Raw genomic sequence first — 17,604 nt, 5'->3', positions numbered from 1 at the left:
TCTACTGGCTCGGCCGAGGCAATCTGTAGGTTCTGACGACCGCAACGACGGCTTCATGTGTTCGGCTGATGCTCTGCTGTTCGAGTAGGGCTGCACCAACCTCTACAGCGAAAAGGGCTGCAAGTTCCGGGTCTGCGGCGATTTCCCGGTGTCCGGTCTCGGATCGGGAGGGCCTGGCTACTCGGCTTCCCTGTGGCCGAGGGCTTGCGTAAGTGCCGCGGCCGTGTTCGGTAGCGACCAAGCCCGCCTCGCGCAACACAGCTACGGCTTGGCGAATCGTGCCGCGGCTTACCCGAAACTCGGCGGTGAGGACGCTCTCGGCTGGTAAGAGAGCACCCGGCGGGATGACGCCGCTTTCGATGCGCTCTTTCAGCTCGTTGGCGATGACGCGGTAGCGGGGCGTTCCGTAGTGCGGGGTGGGCACAGGCTCACCGTACCTGGCACTTGTCTTGACAACTGCCAACCAAGTGACCTGTTTCGACGTCTGGACAACTCGTCCACTTGTAGATACGTTTCTTTTTGTGCGGCTGAGGTGACGGCTCGCGTCAGGGGTGTTCTCGCGCTGGCCCTGGTCGCACCTGATGCGCGGCGTCCTGTCGGACCGGTTGCGGTAGCCGCGCGTACAAGTTGGCTCGGCGATACCCGACCCGTCCGGCGTCGGACGGTGTGCCGTGCCTTCATCCGGGCCGGTGGCCGGCCGCATTTCCCCCGTGGCTGGCCACCGGTTCCTGTCTACCTGTGGAGGTGCGATGTCCGGCTCTCATCGTCGGCAACATTGGCTCTCGTCCTGGTGGTCTCGGAAGCGCCTATCTGCCCGGCGTGCCACCAGCAACGTTCAGTCGAGTCCACGCGCGAGATCTACTACCCCCTCGCCGCGGTGGTCGACGGGTGTCACCCGCGAACTGCCAGCGCTCCGGTACGCGCCCTTGATGACGCGAGCCCAGCTCTTCCGAGGCAACGGCGGGCGGTGGCCGCGATGAGTCGCACGAACAAGCCGGCCGCTGTCACGAGCCACCCGGACTGGTGCGCCCCGGACCGCTGCGGCTACCTCGTGCCGCCGGTGATGGCGCACATGGCCCGCCGTCATCGTGGCCCGATGCAGCGGGTCGGCGAGAGTCGGGCGGGCGGACTCGTTGTCACGTACCTCATCGGCAGTGAGGCTCTGGACGGTCCCATGGTTGGCGTTCACGTGACGTGCCGGGCCGGGAACGCCTGGGCGGAGCTGTCCTTGCCGCAGGCGGCCCAACTGGTCGAGCACCTTCGCGGATCGCTGGCACAGGCCACCAGGCAACAAGGGGCCGGCGATGAGTAAGAGTGCTGCCGTCCCAGAAGGCTCGCCGCCGTCGTCGATCGCGTGCCCGGTCTGGTGTCGAGGCTGTGGACCGAACGACCCGATGCACCGTGGGTTTCTCACCACCATCGGGCGAGAGCGGACCGGCTGGGTCACCGTCCAACTGGTCGTCGACCGGTTCGCCCGCCGGGACCTGGCCGTGAAGCTCGACGCGACCCGTTACGGCGCGACGCAGACCGTGCTCCTGTCGTCCGCGCAGGTAGACCGGCTCATCGACGAACTGGTATACGCCCAGCTGGAGATGCTGACACCGGCAGAAGGCGGCGAGCGGGCCGGAGAGACGCGGTGAATCCCAATACCCGTCAGGGCTCAGCCGTTCCTCGTACTTCTGGCCTGCGCCCTGCGCGACCACCGCGAGCAGCCGTAGCCGTACCGCCGGTTCCTGAGCGGCCCGCTGGCGGCACCACCTGGCAGACGTTGGAACGTCTAGGGGGTACGGTGACCGGTGTGCAAGGCCGGGACTGGCGCCCTCGCTACCTGCAACTCGCGGAGGAGTTGCGGGCGAAGATCGTGAGCGGCGAACTTGCCCCCGGCACTCTGATGCCTAGCGAGACCGAGCTGGCCGACACCTCGGGCCTGTCGCGAACGAGCGTCCGCAACGCTATACGGCAGCTCCGTGAATGGGGTCTGGTCCGCGCGGAGCAGGGGCGCGGCACCTACGTGCGGGCACCCCGTCAACGGGTACGCCGTCGCAACACCGAGCGGTACCAGTGGGAGAAGGATCGCGTCCTGCTCGACGAAAACGAGCGGCTGAAGACTGGCGCCACCGAGCACGACACCGGCCTAACCGTCGACGACCTGAAGTTCCACGCCGAGTACTCCCGGGTGGAGGCTGATGCGGAGATGGCGGCGGCCTTACAGGTCGAGCCGGGTACGTCGCTGCTACGCCGGGTCTACTGGACGTCGTCGCGGCACGAGAACGCGCCGCTGACTGTGTCGTACTCCTACCTGCCGTACGGCCTGGTGGCCGCGAACCCGGACCTACTCGATGCGGGCAAAGAACCGTGGCCGGGCGGCACGCAGCACCAGCTCTACACGCTCGGCATCGAGCTGGACCGGATCGACGACGAGATCCGCGCCCGCCCGCCGTCGCCCGATGAGGCCGAGTTGCTGGACATCGACCCGGGCGTCTCCGTGCTCACCGTGCGGAAGACCTCGACCGACACCACCGGCCGGGTCGTCGAGGTCGCCGACGTGGTGATGCCGGGTGACCGCACCGAGCTTGTCTACTCCCACAAACTCCAGCGGTGGAAAACTTGACGCAGCTCGTCTCAGTCATCACCCCGGTCCACGCGCCCAGCATCGAGCACCTGCCTGGCGCCTACGAGTCGTTGGCCAAGCAGGAGATGCCGACTGGGTGGGACTGGGAATGGCTCGTCCAAGAGGACGGGCAGACCGGCGCCCTGGTCGACGCGCTGCCCGACGATCCCCGGATCAGTCTGGGCACCGGCCGTGCCGGTGGGCCTGGTGTTGCCCGTACCCTCGCGCTCTCGCGGGTTTCCGGGAAACTCATCAAGGTCCTGGACGCTGACGACCAGTTGACCCCCGGCGCGCTCGCCCGGGACATCGCCGCATTCGAGGCGCATCCACAGATCGGCTGGACCACCTCGCGGGTACTCGACCTGCTGCCCGACGGATCGACCGCCGGTTGGGACAAGGACCCAGCTGGCGGAGTCATCGACCGCGGTTCGGTCCTGACGTTCTGGAAGGCCAACGACTACCGGGCATCGGTGCACCCGGCGACGCTGTGCCTGCGGCGGGATCTCGTCTTCGCCTTGGGCGGCTGGATGGCGCTGCCGGCCTCCGAGGACACCGGTCTGCTGCTCGCCGCTAACGCGGTCAGCGCGGGCTACTTCATCCGTGAGTACGGCTTGCTCTACCGCAAGTGGCCCGGCCAGGTCACCAGCCAGGCCGCGCACCGAGAGCCGGCCGAGTATCTGGCACGTATGAGGATCATCGAGGCCAGAGCCAACGCCCTGGCCTCGATGATCCCGTACGGCTTCGGGGACAGCGCTACGGCGTAGCCTCGTGCCCCGGCATCCCGTGGGTACGCCGCCGCTCCTTCATTTCCGCCTCGAAGATGTGCCGTCGACCGCCGGCCAGCTTCTCCCGCGCGTCCCGCTCGATTTCCTGGAACGCGGCGTAGTAGCCGTCGTCGAATTCCTCCACGATCTGGAACGTCCACCTGCCGGGTAGCACGTTGCGTCCCAAAAGCTCGTGCTCGACCCGGTCGGCCACCTCGTCGTGCCCGGCCTGGCGCAGCAGCTTCACGACCCGGTCAAGGGTGAGATCCGCGCCGCCGACGAGCTGGTGCGCCGAGTATAGGTGGCCGCGTACGCGATGCATCGTTTCCAATGCTTTGCTTAGCTCACCAAGGGCTTCAATGGTTGCATCGTCAGTCCCCGGCGGACGACGGTGCGCTTCGCTCGCCCAAACAGCAGAATTATCTTCCCGCATGCGCTGCTTATACCCTTCAATGCTAGCTCAGTTGGCCTTCTTTTTCGCCTTGGCATAAGTCAGCCCGTCTGGTCGTGGAACCGGCTGGGATAAGTTGTCAAGATTAGTTCTCTGCCCGCAGTGGCAGGAAGGCTCTGATTACATCGGTGTTTGCCAGGAGCCCGCCGCGAACTCGTCTTAACAGCTTCATCTTCACTAGCTCGTTAACATCCCTGCTGATCGTTTTCGAGCCCTTGCCCGCGTACATCACAGCAAGTCTGCCGGATACTTCCGGCAACTTACTTGCCGGAATCGGGGTTCCCTTTTCGCTAAGATCAAGGACTAGGCACTTCTGGCGTCTCTTGGCCGGAGTGTCAGCGTCGCGAAACGACTCATGGACAAAGTTTTCCCAGGTAACCCGCATCTGCTCGCGGCGGATGTCCTCAAGCTGCTCCCGCAGTTCGTCCACGAAACCCTGCACTGCGTAGTCGATGAATCTTTCGACAGGAAATGGCGGTCGACTAGTGCGTGCGAGTTCCCGATAGTAAGCGTCACGGGTTTTGTTGTAGAAGTCCGACAGCAGGTGGGCTGCGGGTACCGGCACGCCGGCTTGGATTAGGAGCTGAAACTCGATTAATCGAGCGGTTCTTCCATTGCCATCCCCGAACGGATGAATCCATGCGATGTAGAGGTGTGCCAGGATCGCCTTGAGTATGGCGAGGGGGAACGTCATCGCGTCATCGTCAATGCGCAACTGATTCAACCATGTGCACATTCGATCAAGCAGGAATTCGCAATCTTCGGCAGGAGCTCCGCGATAGTTAAGGACCCCAACCTGATGCTGTCGAATTTCGCCGGGAGCAACGCCGTCCTCTAGGTCGAGACCGCTGAGGACTTGGCCGTTGAAGGTAGAAATCCGCGCTGGGGTCAGTTCCATCGGGCGCCTGTTCGCTACATCGCTAAGGATGTTGTTGCAGGCGGCAAGAATGTTGTCGATTTCGCGGCCTAGATATTCCCTGGACGGTGGCAACTTAAGCTCGCCGGTGACGCGTTGTAGCACCTCGTCCTCGGAGAGCGTGTTTCCCTCGATGCTCGCGGTGCCGTGGATGCCCTTGCTCAGGTAGATCTCGTGGAGCCGTCGCGCGACGGCGGGTCGTAGGGGTACGCCGGCGACATGTTGGCACTTCGACTCTGCTTCGCCTAGCAGTAGCCAGGTCTTGTGGGAGAGCTTCGTGAGGTCAACTTGAAAGGTGATCCAGGGGTGAGTTTCAGCGTATTGCCGTGCTGGTGCGGGTCCGGTCATGGCTGGTAGCTCCTGGGTCATCGGGGGGGTAGCTGATTTATAGCACCTTTTCTGTCCTCTGACATGTCCTTCCGGTTGTCTCTCTTGATGTCCACTGAGCTGTCCTCAATGTGCGCCTGGCTCGCAAACTCGTTGACTTGTCTGCCAAGTTCCGTCTACCTTGGATGCAACTTGGCAGACAAGTTAACAAGTTGGAGGTTGAACGATGGCTCTGCGCGGCGGTACGAGGTTCGCGGTGCGGTGTGAGGACGTGTTCCCGGCGGGGTGCGCGTTGGTGCCCGAGTCCCTGGGCGAGGTTGAGGACTACGACGAGAAGACCGGCCGGCGTAGCCCGGCGAAGGACAAGCTGACCGGCCAGCGGGTGTGGCAGGTCCGGGTGATGGACCTGGATCCGGAGCTGGGGAAGCGGTCGCGGGAGACGACGGTGAAGATTTCGGCCGACTACCAGCCGGTGCCGCCGACGGGTGGCCTGTTCGAGGCGGTCGAGTTCGACGGCATGACCGTCACCCCGTACGTGGGCAACAACGGTCGGATGGCGTATTCGCTGCGGGCGACCGGGATGCGTGCCCCGGCGGGCGTGGCCACGAAGGCGGCGCAGTAGCCGCATCTGGTGGGGGCGGGGCTGTCAGGTCTTGGCGGACGGCAGCCCCGCCCTCTGTCTCTTTCCCCTGCTCTGTCGAGAGAGGTAGTGACATGTCCAAGCGTATGCCCACCGTCCTGCGGCGGCCCACAGCGGCGGGTGCGCGATGATGCGCCGGCCGCGTGGCGAGGTCGTGATGACCACCGCCGGGGACCTGATGGTGATCCGCCCGCGCAGGCTGGAGCTGCCGGTCTGGCTGATCGCGGTCGGCCTGGTACTGCGGTGGCTGTGGCGGGGCCTGTGGTGGTGTCTTCGCCACCCCGTCGCCGTCGGCCTGGTCGTGGCCGGGGTGAGCCTCTACCGGGAGTTCGGCCGGGCCGGCGTGATCGTGCCCGTGGTCCTGGCCTCTGCCGCGTCGGCGCTGTGGCGGTGGCGGCACGAATCGTCCTGGTGGACCTGGTGCGCCGGGCCGATCCTCGGCCGTTTCCGTCAGCTCTTCGTCTACCGGCGGGCTTGGCGTGAGGCCATGACCCTCTGCGGCCTGGCCAAGGTGTACGACCATCGCACGGTCCTGCCGGAGCTGCTGCGGGTCCGCTCGGATCAGGCGCTCGACGTGCTGACCATCCGCATGGTCCGCGGCCAGACACCCGAGGAATTCCAGAAGGCAACGGCAAACCTGGCGTACGCCTTCGGTCGGCGGCACGCCCGGGTCTATTCCGAGCGCCCTGATGACCCGCCGATCCGGTCGGGCTACTGGGCGCTGGTCCTGGGCGCGGTGGACCGGCTGCGGTTCCGGGACCGGCCGTCGGTGGTCTATCTGGTGGTGGTCCGCACGGATGCGCTGCGCACTCTGGTCGACCCGTTCGACGTGCCGTCGGTGCCCGACTTCACCGCGCTGCCCCTGGCTCGACGGGAAGACCTGCGGCACTGGTGCCTGCACCTGCTCGCCACCCACGTCCTCGTCGGCGGTGCCACCCGGTCCGGTAAGGGCTCGGTGCTGTGGTCGCTGGTCCGCGTTCTGGCCGGTGGGATCTCCTCCGGGCTGGTCCGGCTCTGGGTGATCGACCCCAAGGGCGGGATGGAATTCGAGATGGGGCGGCCGTTGTTCGCCCGGTTCGCCTGCAAGTCGTTCGAGGCCATGGCCGATCTGCTCGACGAGGCCGTGACGGTGATGCGGGAGCGGCAGACCCGGCTTGCCGGTGCGGTGCGGGTGCACACTCCGACCCTGGCTGACCCTCTGGTCGTGGTCGTCATCGACGAGATGGCGGCACTGACCGCGTACCTCCAGGACGTCGAGCTGCGAAAGCGCATCGCCGGGTCGCTCGGGCTGCTGCTGTCGCAGGGTGCCGGCGTCGGTGTCCTGGTGGTGGCGGCGTTGCAGGACCCCCGCAAGGAGGTGCTGCCGTTCCGGGACCTGTTCCCGACCCGGATCGCGCTCGGCCTGACCGAGGCCGCTCAGGTCGACCTCGTGTTGGGCGACGGTGCCCGTAACCGGGGTGCCCTCGCCGACCAGATGCCCCGCTGGGCCAAGGGCGTTGGCTACGTGATCCTCGACGGCACTCCCGAGCCCGCGCGGGTCCGCTTCTCCTACATCTCCGACGACCACATTCGGGAGCTGGCCGCCGAATACCCTGCACCGGCCGACGCGGCGGACATCCTCGCCCAGGTCGGCCGGGAAACCGCCGCTGAACCGGCCCGACCGCCCCTGCCCCGGCAGCGTCGCGGACCACTGCTGCCCGACTCACTGCTGAACATCCTCGACCGGGACACCGACGGGGGTGAGCCGCGGTGACCGCCCCGACCGACGGCCGAACCTTCTACCGGCTACGCGCACCCGGCATCGACGGCGCCACCAGCACGGCGGTGTCTGTCCGCGTCGACCCCGCCCGGCCCGATGCGTACCCGGTCTATCTCGCCGTCGGTGGTGGCCGGCGCCGCATGTACCTCACCCCCGACGAGGCGTGGGCGCTGTGGCGCTGCCTCTCCGAAGCGGTGGCCTCTCTCGGCGAGCCACCCGACCACATCCGTACCCGCGTCACCCCGGCCCGGAGGTAACCGATGTCCCTCAAGAGCTTCTTCCTCGGCACCCACCGGCTCAAGCCGCTGCACATCGAACTCGACGGCTCCCCGGACCGGCTCGCCGGTGCCCTGCACGGCCTGGCGCACATGGTCAACCGCCGCCGCGACCTGAACGGCCAGCAGATCTGCATCATCCTGACCGTCCGTGACAACAGGGGCGGCCGATGATCCGCGAACGCGCCGAGTCCGCCGTCCGGGTGCTGATCCTGCTCGCCATCGGCACCATGGCCGGCGCCGCAGCCTTCACCCACGTCCACGACCTGACCGTCGCCCACGGCCAACCCGACTGGATCGGCTGGGCCAACGCCGTAGCGGTCGAGCTGATGGCTATCTACCTTGGCCTGGAGATCCGCGCCCGGCGTCGCGCCGGTCGACCTGTCGGCCTGGTCGGCGTCCTCCTGATCGCGTTCGCGCTGCTCTCCCTCGCCGCCCAGGTCGCCGAAGCCGAACCCTCCGTCTGGGGCTGGATCGTCGCGGCCGTGCCCTCGCTGGCGTTCCTCGCCCTGGTCAAGGTCGTCCTGTCCAGCGCACCCGCTGTCCCGCCGGCTCCCGGGCCCGATCAGCCGCAGGGTGACTGGTACGACAAGCCGCAGCCTGTCGAACCCACGCCGCCGGCTCCGGTGATGCCGCCGGCATCAGTCGCGGTGTTGCCTCCGGTCGGTGTCGTCCACCCAAACCGGCCCCAGGTCGTCGGGATCATCCGATGACGGCCACCCTCGCCGCCGGGCCGCGGCTACCGGAACTCGTGCACGACCTCGATCAGTCCAACGATGTGAGCGTTGAACTCGTCCAGCTCCTCGGCCGGCACCCACAGCTCCAGAATGGTCTTTCCGCCGGCCTGGCGTACCGGGTACCGACTCAGGAACTCCGACTCCACCCGGAAGCGGGTCACGTAGCCGATGCCGGACGCGGGCACGTTCCAGTCCCGGGCGATCATCACCGCGTAGTCCTCGTTCAGAACCGGGTAGAAGATCGGCTGATCCGGCAGGCGCGGCGGCCACGCCCGCCATCCGGACTCGCGGACGAGATCCAGCTCTTTCGGCCCGGTTGGGCGCCACAGCACCGTCGTACCGTCATCGCTGTTCATCTCGACCTCGCCGCTCGGATTCTTGGTGAGCCCGGACAGTACCGGCGGCCCTGCACCCGAGACCACCGCATTCGACTCACGGTGGGGGTGGGCCGATGACGGCTCCGACCCTGCCCGGCCTCGAACCCGCCCCGACCCCGGCTGCTCCTCGCCCGGGGTCGCGGGCGGCCCGCATGGCACTGCCCCGCTCGATCGATGTGCTCAAGGACATCGCCATCGAGTACGGCGTCTGCGTCCGCCCGCTCGCCATGCGCCGCACCGACCTCGACACCGGCCTGACCGAAGTCATCGACCTGCCCTGCGGCGCGACCCGCGAGGACAAATGCCCGCCGTGCGCCAAGAAGAACCGCCGGCTACGCCAAGCCCAGATCCGCGAGGGCTGGCACCGCGACGACGAGCCGCTACCCGGCCCGGAACCCGCAACCGAAGCACAGAAGTCACTGATCCTGTACCGCGCACACCTGGAGTTCTCCCGCGACGAGGCCGTACGCGCCGCCCAGTGGGACCAGGTGACCGACCTCGACGAGGCAATCCGCGAGGTAGAGGAAGCCATCGCCGCTGAGGGCCTGCGCGGGCGCGTCGGACCACCGCACACCAGCGACGACGAGGACCAGGACGACGAGCCCGGCCCACGGCGCAAGCGCTCCACCAAACGGCGCCAAGATGCCCCCGAACTGCCCAGGCGCAAGGTCGAGCGCCGCACCGTCGGCAAGACCTATACCGCCCCGGACGGCTCCACCTACCAACCGTCGATGTGGCTCACACTCACCCTCGACTCCTACGGCCCGGTCCGCCCCGACGGCACACCGGTCAACCCGGCCAGGTACGACTACCGCCGCGCTGCCTGGGACGCCGTGCACTTCCCCCGACTGCTCGACCGGTTCTGGCAGAACCTCCGACGGTGTGAGGGCTGGAACGTCCAGTACGCCGGCTGCGTCGAGCCGCAACGCCGCCTCGCCCCGCATGCCCACTTCGCCATCCGGGGCACCATCCCTCGGGACGTGCTCCGCACCGTGGCGGCAGCCACCTACCACCAGGTGTGGTGGCCCTCGGTCGACGTCCAGCGCTACACCCTTGACCGGCTCCCGATCTGGGACGAGCAAGCAGCGGCATGGGTCGACCCGGACACCCGCGAGCCGCTGACCACCTGGACGGAAGCCCTCGACACCATCGATGACGACCCCGACGCCGAGCCTGTGCACGTCGTGCGCTTCGGCACCCAGGTCGATGCCCGCGGCGTCATGCCCGGCACCGAGGACGCCGAACGGACCATCCGGTACGTCACGAAATACATCGCCAAGCACACCGGCGACTGCCACAAGGCGACTACCGACCGGCAACGCAAGCACCTCGACCGGCTCTGGCAGCAACTCCAGCTCACCCCTTGCACCGACCGGTGCGCCAACTGGCTGCTCTACGGCGTCCAGCCGAAGAAGGCACACGCCAAGCTCAAGCCGGGCCGCTGCAAGGGCAAGGTCCACCAGCGCGACACCCTCGGCATCGGCGGCCGACGCATCCTCATCTCCCGCGACTGGTCCGGCAAGACCCTCGCCGACCACAAGCACGACGCTCGGGCCTGGGTGCGGGCACTGCTCGGCGTCACCACCGACGGCACGCAGCTCGTCGACGACCAGGGCGACACCGCCGAACGGATCCGGCACGCCTGGGAGTTGGCCCGACCCGATGACCCGGACGTCGGCCCGATGACCCACCGGCTCATGCGATCGATCAGCGAACGCGCCCGCTGGCGGTCCGAACTGCTCGCCGCGAAGGACCGGGCCGCGCAGGAGCCTCCAGATCTCTCGGCAACTCAGCACAGCGCACAGCACCACGGGGAGGAAACGCAGTGAACGAGGAGTTGTTGACCGTGCCGGAAGTGCTCGCCGAGCTACGCGTACCGCGCTCGACCTGGTTCTACTGGCGGCAGACCGGCAAGGGACCACGGGTGATCAAGCTCCCGAACGGGCAGCTGCGGGTCCGCCGGTCGGCGCTCGGTCGGTGGCTCGGCGACCTGGAGCAGGACGCCGCATGAAGAGCTACGAGGTCCAGATCTGGGAGATCGGTAAGCGCGCTGACCGGAAGGCTCGGCCGTGGCGGGTCCGTTGGGCGGTGAGCGGCCAGCGCTTCGAGGACATGTTCCGTACCAAGGCGCTGGCGCACTCGTTCCGCGCCGAGCTGGTTCAGGCGGCCAACGCGGGGGAGCCGTTCGACCCGGCCACCGGGCGCCCGGTTTCCGAGGCGAGAACCAAGAACCCCACCACCTGGTACGCGCACAGCCGCGCGTACGTCGAGATGAAGTGGCCTCGGGCGGCTGCCAAGACCCGGCGTTCGATCGTCGAGGCGCTGACCTCGATCACGGTGACCCTGACCCGGCCGGCGAAACGGGGCCGACCGACTGACGCCCTGCTCCGCGAGTCGCTGTACCTCTACGGCCTCAACCCACGCCGCTGGTCCGACGAGATCCCGCCCGAGCACGCGGCGGCGCTCGCCTGGCTGGAAACAGCGTCCCTGCCGGTCGTCGAGCTGGACTCGCCCGCGATGGTCCGCCGCGTCCTCGACAGCCTCTGCGTACGCCTCGACGGCAAGCCCGCGGCTGCCTCCACCGTCCAGCGGAAGCGGGCGACCTTCTACAACGTGCTCGGGTACGCCGTCGAGCTGGAGCTGATCGCCTCCAACCCGGTCGACCGCGTCCAGTGGACTGCCCCCGAGGTAGCGCAGTCCATCGACCGGCGGGTGGTGGCGAACCCGGCCCAAGTCGCCACGCTGCTGGAGGCGGTGAAATCTCTCGGCAAACGCGCCGACAAGGTCACGGCCTTCTTCGGCTGTCTCTACTACGCGGGGATGCGGCCCTCGGAAGCGGCGGACCTACGGCGGGAGGACTGCGACCTTGCCGGCCGGTGCGCCGACTGCGGGGCCGACTTCGACGACCTGGCGGCGGTGAAGCCTTCTCGGTCCTGCGAGCACGAGAAGATCGAATATCGCTGGGGCCGCTTGGTGCTCGCTGGCACCTCGCCGCGCGCCGGGTCGCACTGGACCGATCATGGCGGCTCACACGAGCGGCGGGGACTCAAGCACCGGGGGAGGGCGGAGACTCGTACGGTCCCGATCCCGCCTCGGCTCGTCGAGCTGCTGTGCGCGCATGTCGAGAATCACGGGGTCGGCCCAGACGGCCGGTTCTTCCGCGGCCTGCACGGTGGGCCGCTCTCCGAGTCGGTCTACGACCGGTGGTGGAAGCTCGCCCGCGAGAAGGCGCTGACGGAGTCGCAGGTCGCCTCGCCGCTCGTCCGCCGGCCCTACGACCTACGTCACGCGGCTGCCTCGCTCTGGCTGAATGCCGGCGTCCCGCCGACCGAGGTAGCCCGGCGCCTGGGTCACGGCGTCGCCGTCCTGCTCCGCGTCTACGCCAACTGCATCGACGGCGGCGACGACACCATGAACGACAAGATCGGCGATGCACTCGAATGAGAGCCCGCGCTTCAGTCCTTCTCGGCGGTCGTCGCGTCGCCGAGAAGGCGCCCAGCTTCGTCGACGACGGCCGCGTCAATATCCCTGGTTTCGGTGCTGGTGTGCGGTTGCCAGTCGTGAACGGCGTCTACGAGCTCGTAGGCGTTGTCCAAGGCGATCAGCTCGGCTGCCAGGGGAGTCCCGTCGTGGGAGATGAATCGGTATGCCCAAGAGGTGAGATCACGAGGTGTGATGGCCTGTGCGAGCAGTCGCCGGGCCATGAGTCGGAGGGCTTCCTCCTCGCTCTCGCGGCTTCCCTCACCGTAGTAATCCAGAGAGAGTTCGGACAGCGCGCCTTCGAGCCAACGCCGCAGCTCGTCATTCTCCTCGCCCTTCACCGGCGAGATGCCGGCGAGGATCCCGAGAGTCGGGCTGTCTATACCCGCGGTGAGGCAGTCGCAGGCGGCTTCGATCACCTGGGCCGCGGTGCCGGAACCGACGCTCCAAAAGACAGCGGCGTCCTGGAGGCGAGCGAGGGCATCCTGACCGAGCATCGCTACATGATCCGGCAGCGCGCCCCCGCTGTCGCTGGCTTATCCGCGGCTCGTCTGCCGGCCGTACGACCTGCGGCATGCGGCGGCCGCGCGGAGGCTGAATGCCGGCGTCCCACCGACCGAGGTCACCCGGCGCCTGGGTCACGGCGTCGCCGTCCTGCTCCGCGTCTACGCCAACTGCATCGACGGTGGAGACGACACCATGAACGACAAGATCGGCGACGCCCTCGGATGATTGACGATTTCTGGCCCGGGGTTTGCGGGCGAGAATGGCTCCATGTTTCACGTGATGTTCTACTCGGCGGCGGTGGTGGCGCTGGGCCTGGTAGCCGTGCTCGCAGCAGTGCGCCTCGCGATGTGGTTCTGGGGTGTGATGAGGCGGGGTGCTGCTGCGCTGCCGGGGGCGTTGAAGTCACTGACGGTCGAGCCACCACAGGGAGGGGCCTTCAACGACTCCCGCGACGTGTGGCCGATGCCGAAGGACAACTGAGGCGTGCTCCCTGTGGGCGTGGGCAGATGGTGGGCGACCTGACGGCAGCGCTCACCTCGTGAGAGAGAAGCAGCAGCTCAGACCGCTTGTCCACCACAAGATCACGGACGCCCTGTAAATCCGTCGCGAAAGCTTCAGAGGTTCGAATCCTCTACCCGCCACCAGGGAACGGCAAGGCCCTTGACCTGCGGAGACGCTAGTCAAGGGCCTTAGTCGTCTTCTGCCGCTGTTGACCGCCATTGCGCCTGATCGACCCACCGATCGGGCACGTATCGGGCACGCGAGGGGGCTGACGTCATGGCTGAGCTTGAGGAGCTGGTGCTCACGATCGCGCGGCACCTCGAACTCGACTGGCAGTACGTCGAGCGTGTCGAGGCGTGGAATACCGAACGCATCGCCGATGTCCGCTCGGCTGGCCGTAGAGCTGGGGGTCGGATCGGCTACAAGATCGCCACCTTCCAGTCTGACGCGGACGATGAGGGCAGGGTCGTCGTGATCGTTGCGGTGCGGGAGCCGCCGAACGCCGAGGACCACCGCCGGATGACGGACCGGGGGATGCTGCTCATGAATGACTTCTGGTCGAAGCTGCTGCCGGGCGACGACCGCGAGCCGTAGCAGCGTCAGTTTGGAAGAGCGTGATCAACCGTTCGTGATGCCCGAAACGCCTGCGGGCGGCAGCCAGCTCGGTTGCGTCTCGTGCCCGCTCGTGACCGATACGCGCCACGGTTACTGGCCCATGGATGGCCCATGCCGGCCTTCGAATTAGAAGAAGATCGCGGATGCCGATCAGGTGGCCTCGCCCCTGGTCAGCCCGCCTGCGTTGTCGGCCAGCGTCGGTGCCAGCCGACAGTCTTGGCTGTACGGATGGCTGTACGGTCAAGCCCTCTAAGATCAGGATGTGTGGATAGACCGGATCGTCGAAGTGACCGGATGGCGCCAGGGTGCTGAGGGCCCTGAATGGGGGCAGGTAGAGGCCGAGCTCGGCGTTGCGCTGCCCGGCGACTTCAAGGAGTTGAGCCGGCGGTTCGTGCCGGGGACGTTCTGGGGCTACCTCAGCCTGCTGCGGCCGACGGATGAGCACTTCGAAACGCCGTTGCTGTCGATGTGGCACGGCGGCCGTCAGGTGTCAGCCCAGAGTAAGTTCGGCGCTCAGATCTTCGAGCCGTACGGGGTCTACGGGCCGGACACTGGGCCAGGGCTGGTTCAGTGGGGGCTCGACATCACCGAGGGGGACTACTACTGGCTGGTGGACAGCTCGGTGGAGCCGGATCGGTGGCCGGTGGTCTCCCGACGGGCGGAGGATGAGCCGTGGCACCAGTTCGACATGTCGACGGCGGAGTTCGTCTACCGCGTGATCGCGGACCCGGAGTTCAAGCCGTTTACGGTGGCCGACCCCCCGCGGCAACCGTTCTACCTTCCGTACTGGGCGCCATACCCACCCAGCCCTGAGGAGTGGGCTGCTCTCAGCAGCCCGAACCGCGAGGACTGAAAACGTTGACCGCCGACGTGGCAACCGGAGAACCTTCCTATCTGGACGTGCCGCGCTTTGCCATCGATCGGCGGCGAGATAGAGGGCACCTGAGGCGGATCTCCTCGTCGGGCAGTCGTAGACCGTCCAGCCTCCCCGGCTGCACGTGTGTAACGATGATCGGTATGTCGACTCCACGAAAGGGCAATGCCGCGTAGGCGCCCCGCACAACTGCGTGCCGACTCCATCTACCGGCGACCGCTTGACGGGTCAACCTCCGTCATCCCGGGGCTCTCGACCCGGGGTTTGAAAGCCATCGCCTACCTCGAACGCACCCGCCTGTGGAACCAGGCCGTGTCTGATGCGCTGCGGACCTGGTCATGGTTCGTACGCCACCCAGGGCGCCGCGTGTGGGACCCGACTGCCGGCTGTGGGGTGATGGAGTGCTGTCCGAACCCGCCCGAGTTGCGTTGGGTCCTGGACGTCGCCGTTGCGGTCCTGCCGGGGAAGGATGCCCGAACCCTCCGTCAGCAGATCGCAGCCCTCGATGAGCAGTGGTGAGCGGTAAGGCAAGTTCGTCGGGTCGGGCGCCTCCGACCCGTCGTTCATGACCCCCGTCATTGACATCAGGTCCGGCCCGCATCAAAGCTTGCGCTGCCCTTGCCGCCTGGGCCGCGGGCCGCCCGGCCCTGCCGCTGCAAGATTCCGTGCGTCAGCCAGAGATCGACTGGCAGTACGTAGGGCACGTCGACCAGGGGGACACCGAGCGGATCACGCTGGTTCGTCCGCAGACCTGGACCACGTACCGTGCATCGCATGGCCAGTCGGGTGTTCGTCGACGACGTCGGCATCAGCCTCGTCTACCCCAACGGCACGGCGCAGTACCTGTGGCCCGAGATTGCCGATGTCACCGTGCAAGCCTCGCTACCGCCGCCCGGTGATCAGCGACTCGTGGAGATCGACATCAGCCACGTCTCGGGAGAATTCACAACTGCGAGCGAACTGTTCGACGGCTTCTACGAGTCAGTTGCCGCCGTCGCGGCACGCTCTGGTGTCAGGCTCCCTGATCTGGCGACCCTGGAACCCTCAGACGGCGTCGTCCAGATCTATCCCTGAGTGCGGCGAGGCCCGTGCCCGCCGTGCCGGGCGATCCCCGCCCGGAGGCCGCCAGCAGGCCGAGCGCGAGTGGGCAGTGTTCGGCCGCCGCGGACCTGGACGGGCTACGACGTCAATCTCGTCAGCATCGAGCGGCGTATCGACGTGCTGTAGCGCAACCGTCAGACGATCAGGGCGCCTACCTGCGCGCCTGGGCGGGGGCTGAACCCACGACGTGACGGCGTCGGACCGAATGCGAAATGGTGTTTCGGCCTGTCGGCCCCCGGACCGCTGCGAAACTGGGCGAGTGCCAGCTCCGCCGGCGCAGCGGCGCCGGTCGACCCGACCCGGCAGGTGGAGACCATGTCCAACGACAACGACATCCGCCCGTTCCGGCTCGACACGCCGGAAGAAGTGATCGACGACATGCGTCGCCGGATCGCAGCCACGCGGTGGCCCACCCGAGAGTTGGTCAGCGACCGCTCCCAGGGCGTGCAGCTGGCGACAATCCAGGAGCTGGCCCGCTACTGGACGAGCGACTACGACTGGCGCGCGCTCGAGGCGCAGCTGAACGCCCTGTCGCAGTACACGACAGTCATCGACGGCGTCGAGATCCACTTCATCCACGTGCGGTCGCAGCACGAGAACGCCCTGCCTCTGATCATGACGCACGGCTGGCCAGGATCGGTCGTCGAGTTGCTCGGGGCCGTCGGTCCGCTCACCGACCCGACCGCGCACGGCGGCACCGCCGAGGACGCCTTCCACCTGGTGCTGCCGTCCCTGCCTGGCTACGGTTTCTCCGGCGAGCCGACGGACCTCGGCTGGGACTCCGGTCGCATGGCGGCGGCGTGGGCGGTGCTGATGAACCGCCTCGGCTACACGCGCTACGTCGCTCAGGGGGGCGACGTGGGCGCTGCCGTCACGGACGCGATGGGTCGCCAGGCACCCGAGGGGCTGATCGGCATCCACGTCAACCTGCTCGCCGGGGCGATCGGCATCAAGGACCAACTGCCGGCGAAGACCGAGCAGGAGCGAGCAGCGCTCGACGCGCTCAACCTGTTCACGAAGGACGGCTTCGGTTACTTCCTGGAGCAGTCCACCCGGCCGCAGACGATCGGCTACTCCCTGCTGGACTCACCGGTCGGGCTGGCGGCCTGGATGCTCGACCACGACACGGACAGCTACTACAAGATCTCCCGCGCGTTCGTCGAAGGCAAGCCCGCGGGCATGCTCACCCGGGACAGCATCCTCGACAACATCACGCTGTACTGGCTGACGGGCACCGGCGCCTCATCCGCCCGCTGGTACTGGGAGTTTGGCCGGTTCCTGGCCGCGGCCCAGGCGTCCGGCCAGGCCCCTCCGCCGGTCGGGGTTCCGGTCGGCTTCACGACGTTCCCTGGTGAGATCTGGGCTGCCCCGCGCAGTTGGGCCGAGACGGTCTACCCCAACCTCGCGTACTTCAACGAGGCCGCCCGCGGGGGTCACTTCGCCGCCTGGGAGGAGCCGGAGCTCTTCTCGACCGAGGTACGAGCCGCGTTCCGGCCGCTGCGGTGATCCTGAGGCAGAGTCGGGAGCCGTCAGCTCGGCGGAAACTCGTCCGTCGTCCAGGTCAGGGCTTCGGCTGGTGCTGCTGACCGGTGCGGCTCAGCGGCGGTGCGCGCCCACCCGCAACCGTCGAATGCGGCCTGCGATCTGAGTTGCGCTGGCGCTGCTCACG

At 67.4% G+C, this 17,604-nt stretch carries 21 protein-coding genes; 16 read left to right on the top strand and 5 right to left on the bottom strand.

Annotated features, from left to right (window positions below; genetic code table 11):
- Position 1: 1 nt before the first annotated feature.
- Positions 2-703, bottom strand: coding sequence for a GntR family transcriptional regulator (locus tag ACQEUX_RS24160; protein WP_433052514.1), 702 nt, complete (start codon positions 701-703; stop codon positions 2-4).
- A gap of 691 nt (positions 704-1,394) precedes the next feature.
- Between ACQEUX_RS24160 and ACQEUX_RS24155 the strand changes: the two genes are divergently transcribed.
- From ACQEUX_RS24155 to ACQEUX_RS24145, 3 genes are all read left to right on the top strand, one after another.
- Entirely contained in the window at positions 1,395-1,640 is a 246-nt protein-coding gene (locus ACQEUX_RS24155) for a precorrin-4 C11-methyltransferase (protein WP_433052511.1), read from the top strand.
- 149 nt (positions 1,641-1,789) lie between these two features.
- Positions 1,790-2,611: a GntR family transcriptional regulator gene (locus ACQEUX_RS24150; RefSeq protein WP_433052509.1), complete on the top strand. Its 822-nt coding sequence runs from the start codon at positions 1,790-1,792 to the stop codon at positions 2,609-2,611.
- Entirely contained in the window at positions 2,599-3,375 is a 777-nt protein-coding gene (locus ACQEUX_RS24145; protein WP_433052506.1) for a glycosyltransferase family 2 protein, read from the top strand. Before ACQEUX_RS24150 ends, ACQEUX_RS24145 begins: the two co-directional genes overlap by 13 nt.
- Here ACQEUX_RS24145 and ACQEUX_RS24140 read toward each other — a convergent pair.
- Both ACQEUX_RS24140 and ACQEUX_RS24135 read right to left on the bottom strand, forming a co-directional pair.
- Positions 3,365-3,808, bottom strand: a complete 444-nt coding sequence (locus ACQEUX_RS24140; RefSeq protein ID WP_433052503.1) for a hypothetical protein — start codon at positions 3,806-3,808, stop codon at positions 3,365-3,367. The genes ACQEUX_RS24145 and ACQEUX_RS24140 overlap by 11 nt on opposite strands.
- Positions 3,809-3,911: 103 nt before the next feature.
- Positions 3,912-5,090, bottom strand: coding sequence for a Fic family protein (locus ACQEUX_RS24135; RefSeq protein WP_433052500.1), 1,179 nt, complete (start codon positions 5,088-5,090; stop codon positions 3,912-3,914).
- A gap of 205 nt (positions 5,091-5,295) precedes the next feature.
- Between ACQEUX_RS24135 and ACQEUX_RS24130 the strand changes: the two genes are divergently transcribed.
- From ACQEUX_RS24130 to ACQEUX_RS24110, 5 genes are all read left to right on the top strand, one after another.
- Positions 5,296-5,691, top strand: coding sequence for a transcriptional regulator (locus ACQEUX_RS24130; RefSeq protein WP_091402451.1), 396 nt, complete (start codon positions 5,296-5,298; stop codon positions 5,689-5,691).
- A gap of 175 nt (positions 5,692-5,866) precedes the next feature.
- Positions 5,867-7,462, top strand: coding sequence for an FtsK/SpoIIIE domain-containing protein (locus ACQEUX_RS24125; RefSeq protein ID WP_433052497.1), 1,596 nt, complete (start codon positions 5,867-5,869; stop codon positions 7,460-7,462).
- Positions 7,459-7,725: a hypothetical protein gene (locus ACQEUX_RS24120; RefSeq protein WP_433052494.1), complete on the top strand. Its 267-nt coding sequence runs from the start codon at positions 7,459-7,461 to the stop codon at positions 7,723-7,725. Before ACQEUX_RS24125 ends, ACQEUX_RS24120 begins: the two co-directional genes overlap by 4 nt.
- Positions 7,726-7,728: 3 nt before the next feature.
- Positions 7,729-7,917: a hypothetical protein gene (locus ACQEUX_RS24115; RefSeq protein ID WP_433052491.1), complete on the top strand. Its 189-nt coding sequence runs from the start codon at positions 7,729-7,731 to the stop codon at positions 7,915-7,917.
- Positions 7,914-8,456 carry a DUF2637 domain-containing protein gene (locus ACQEUX_RS24110; RefSeq protein ID WP_433052488.1) on the top strand — a complete coding sequence of 181 codons (543 nt, stop codon included), beginning with the start codon at positions 7,914-7,916 and terminating at the stop codon, positions 8,454-8,456. Before ACQEUX_RS24115 ends, ACQEUX_RS24110 begins: the two co-directional genes overlap by 4 nt.
- A gap of 26 nt (positions 8,457-8,482) precedes the next feature.
- Here ACQEUX_RS24110 and ACQEUX_RS24105 read toward each other — a convergent pair whose 3' ends face one another.
- A complete protein-coding gene (locus ACQEUX_RS24105) occupies positions 8,483-8,836 on the bottom strand; it encodes a hypothetical protein (RefSeq protein ID WP_433052485.1) in 354 nt (117 codons plus the stop codon).
- A 95-nt stretch (positions 8,837-8,931) separates the two neighbouring features.
- Between ACQEUX_RS24105 and ACQEUX_RS24100 the strand changes: the two genes are divergently transcribed.
- Genes ACQEUX_RS24100 through ACQEUX_RS24090 form a run of 3 tightly spaced genes read left to right on the top strand, consistent with a single transcriptional unit; the run spans position 8,932 to position 12,301 of the window.
- A complete protein-coding gene (locus ACQEUX_RS24100) occupies positions 8,932-10,686 on the top strand; it encodes a replication initiator (RefSeq protein ID WP_433052482.1) in 1,755 nt (584 codons plus the stop codon).
- Complete coding sequence (locus tag ACQEUX_RS24095) at positions 10,683-10,868, top strand: helix-turn-helix transcriptional regulator (RefSeq protein ID WP_030329852.1); 186 nt, start codon at positions 10,683-10,685, stop codon at positions 10,866-10,868. Before ACQEUX_RS24100 ends, ACQEUX_RS24095 begins: the two co-directional genes overlap by 4 nt.
- Complete coding sequence (locus ACQEUX_RS24090; protein WP_433052479.1) at positions 10,865-12,301, top strand: tyrosine-type recombinase/integrase; 1,437 nt, start codon at positions 10,865-10,867, stop codon at positions 12,299-12,301. Before ACQEUX_RS24095 ends, ACQEUX_RS24090 begins: the two co-directional genes overlap by 4 nt.
- Positions 12,302-12,312: 11 nt before the next feature.
- On the opposite strand, the gene ACQEUX_RS24085 is transcribed toward ACQEUX_RS24090, so the two are convergent.
- On the bottom strand, positions 12,313-12,834 hold the full coding sequence (locus ACQEUX_RS24085; RefSeq protein WP_433052476.1) for a hypothetical protein: 522 nt from the start codon (positions 12,832-12,834) through the stop codon (positions 12,313-12,315).
- Between the two features lie 277 nt (positions 12,835-13,111).
- On the opposite strand from ACQEUX_RS24085, the gene ACQEUX_RS24080 reads away from it, so the two are divergent.
- From ACQEUX_RS24080 to ACQEUX_RS24060, 5 genes are all read left to right on the top strand, one after another.
- On the top strand, positions 13,112-13,324 hold the full coding sequence (locus tag ACQEUX_RS24080) for a hypothetical protein (protein WP_433052472.1): 213 nt from the start codon (positions 13,112-13,114) through the stop codon (positions 13,322-13,324).
- A 297-nt stretch (positions 13,325-13,621) separates the two neighbouring features.
- Positions 13,622-13,939 carry a hypothetical protein gene (locus ACQEUX_RS24075; RefSeq protein WP_433052470.1) on the top strand — a complete coding sequence of 106 codons (318 nt, stop codon included), beginning with the start codon at positions 13,622-13,624 and terminating at the stop codon, positions 13,937-13,939.
- A gap of 307 nt (positions 13,940-14,246) precedes the next feature.
- On the top strand, positions 14,247-14,813 hold the full coding sequence (locus ACQEUX_RS24070; protein ID WP_433052467.1) for a hypothetical protein: 567 nt from the start codon (positions 14,247-14,249) through the stop codon (positions 14,811-14,813).
- A gap of 795 nt (positions 14,814-15,608) precedes the next feature.
- Positions 15,609-15,908, top strand: a complete 300-nt coding sequence (locus ACQEUX_RS24065) for a hypothetical protein (RefSeq protein WP_433052464.1) — start codon at positions 15,609-15,611, stop codon at positions 15,906-15,908.
- Between the two features lie 342 nt (positions 15,909-16,250).
- Positions 16,251-17,441, top strand: a complete 1,191-nt coding sequence (locus tag ACQEUX_RS24060; protein WP_433052461.1) for an epoxide hydrolase family protein — start codon at positions 16,251-16,253, stop codon at positions 17,439-17,441.
- The last annotated feature ends 163 nt before the right edge of the window (positions 17,442-17,604 follow it).

Source organism: Micromonospora sp. CA-259024 (genome assembly GCF_050936255.1).
GTDB lineage: Bacteria > Actinomycetota > Actinomycetes > Mycobacteriales > Micromonosporaceae > Micromonospora.
This window is presented reverse-complemented; position numbering and strand designations above follow the sequence as displayed.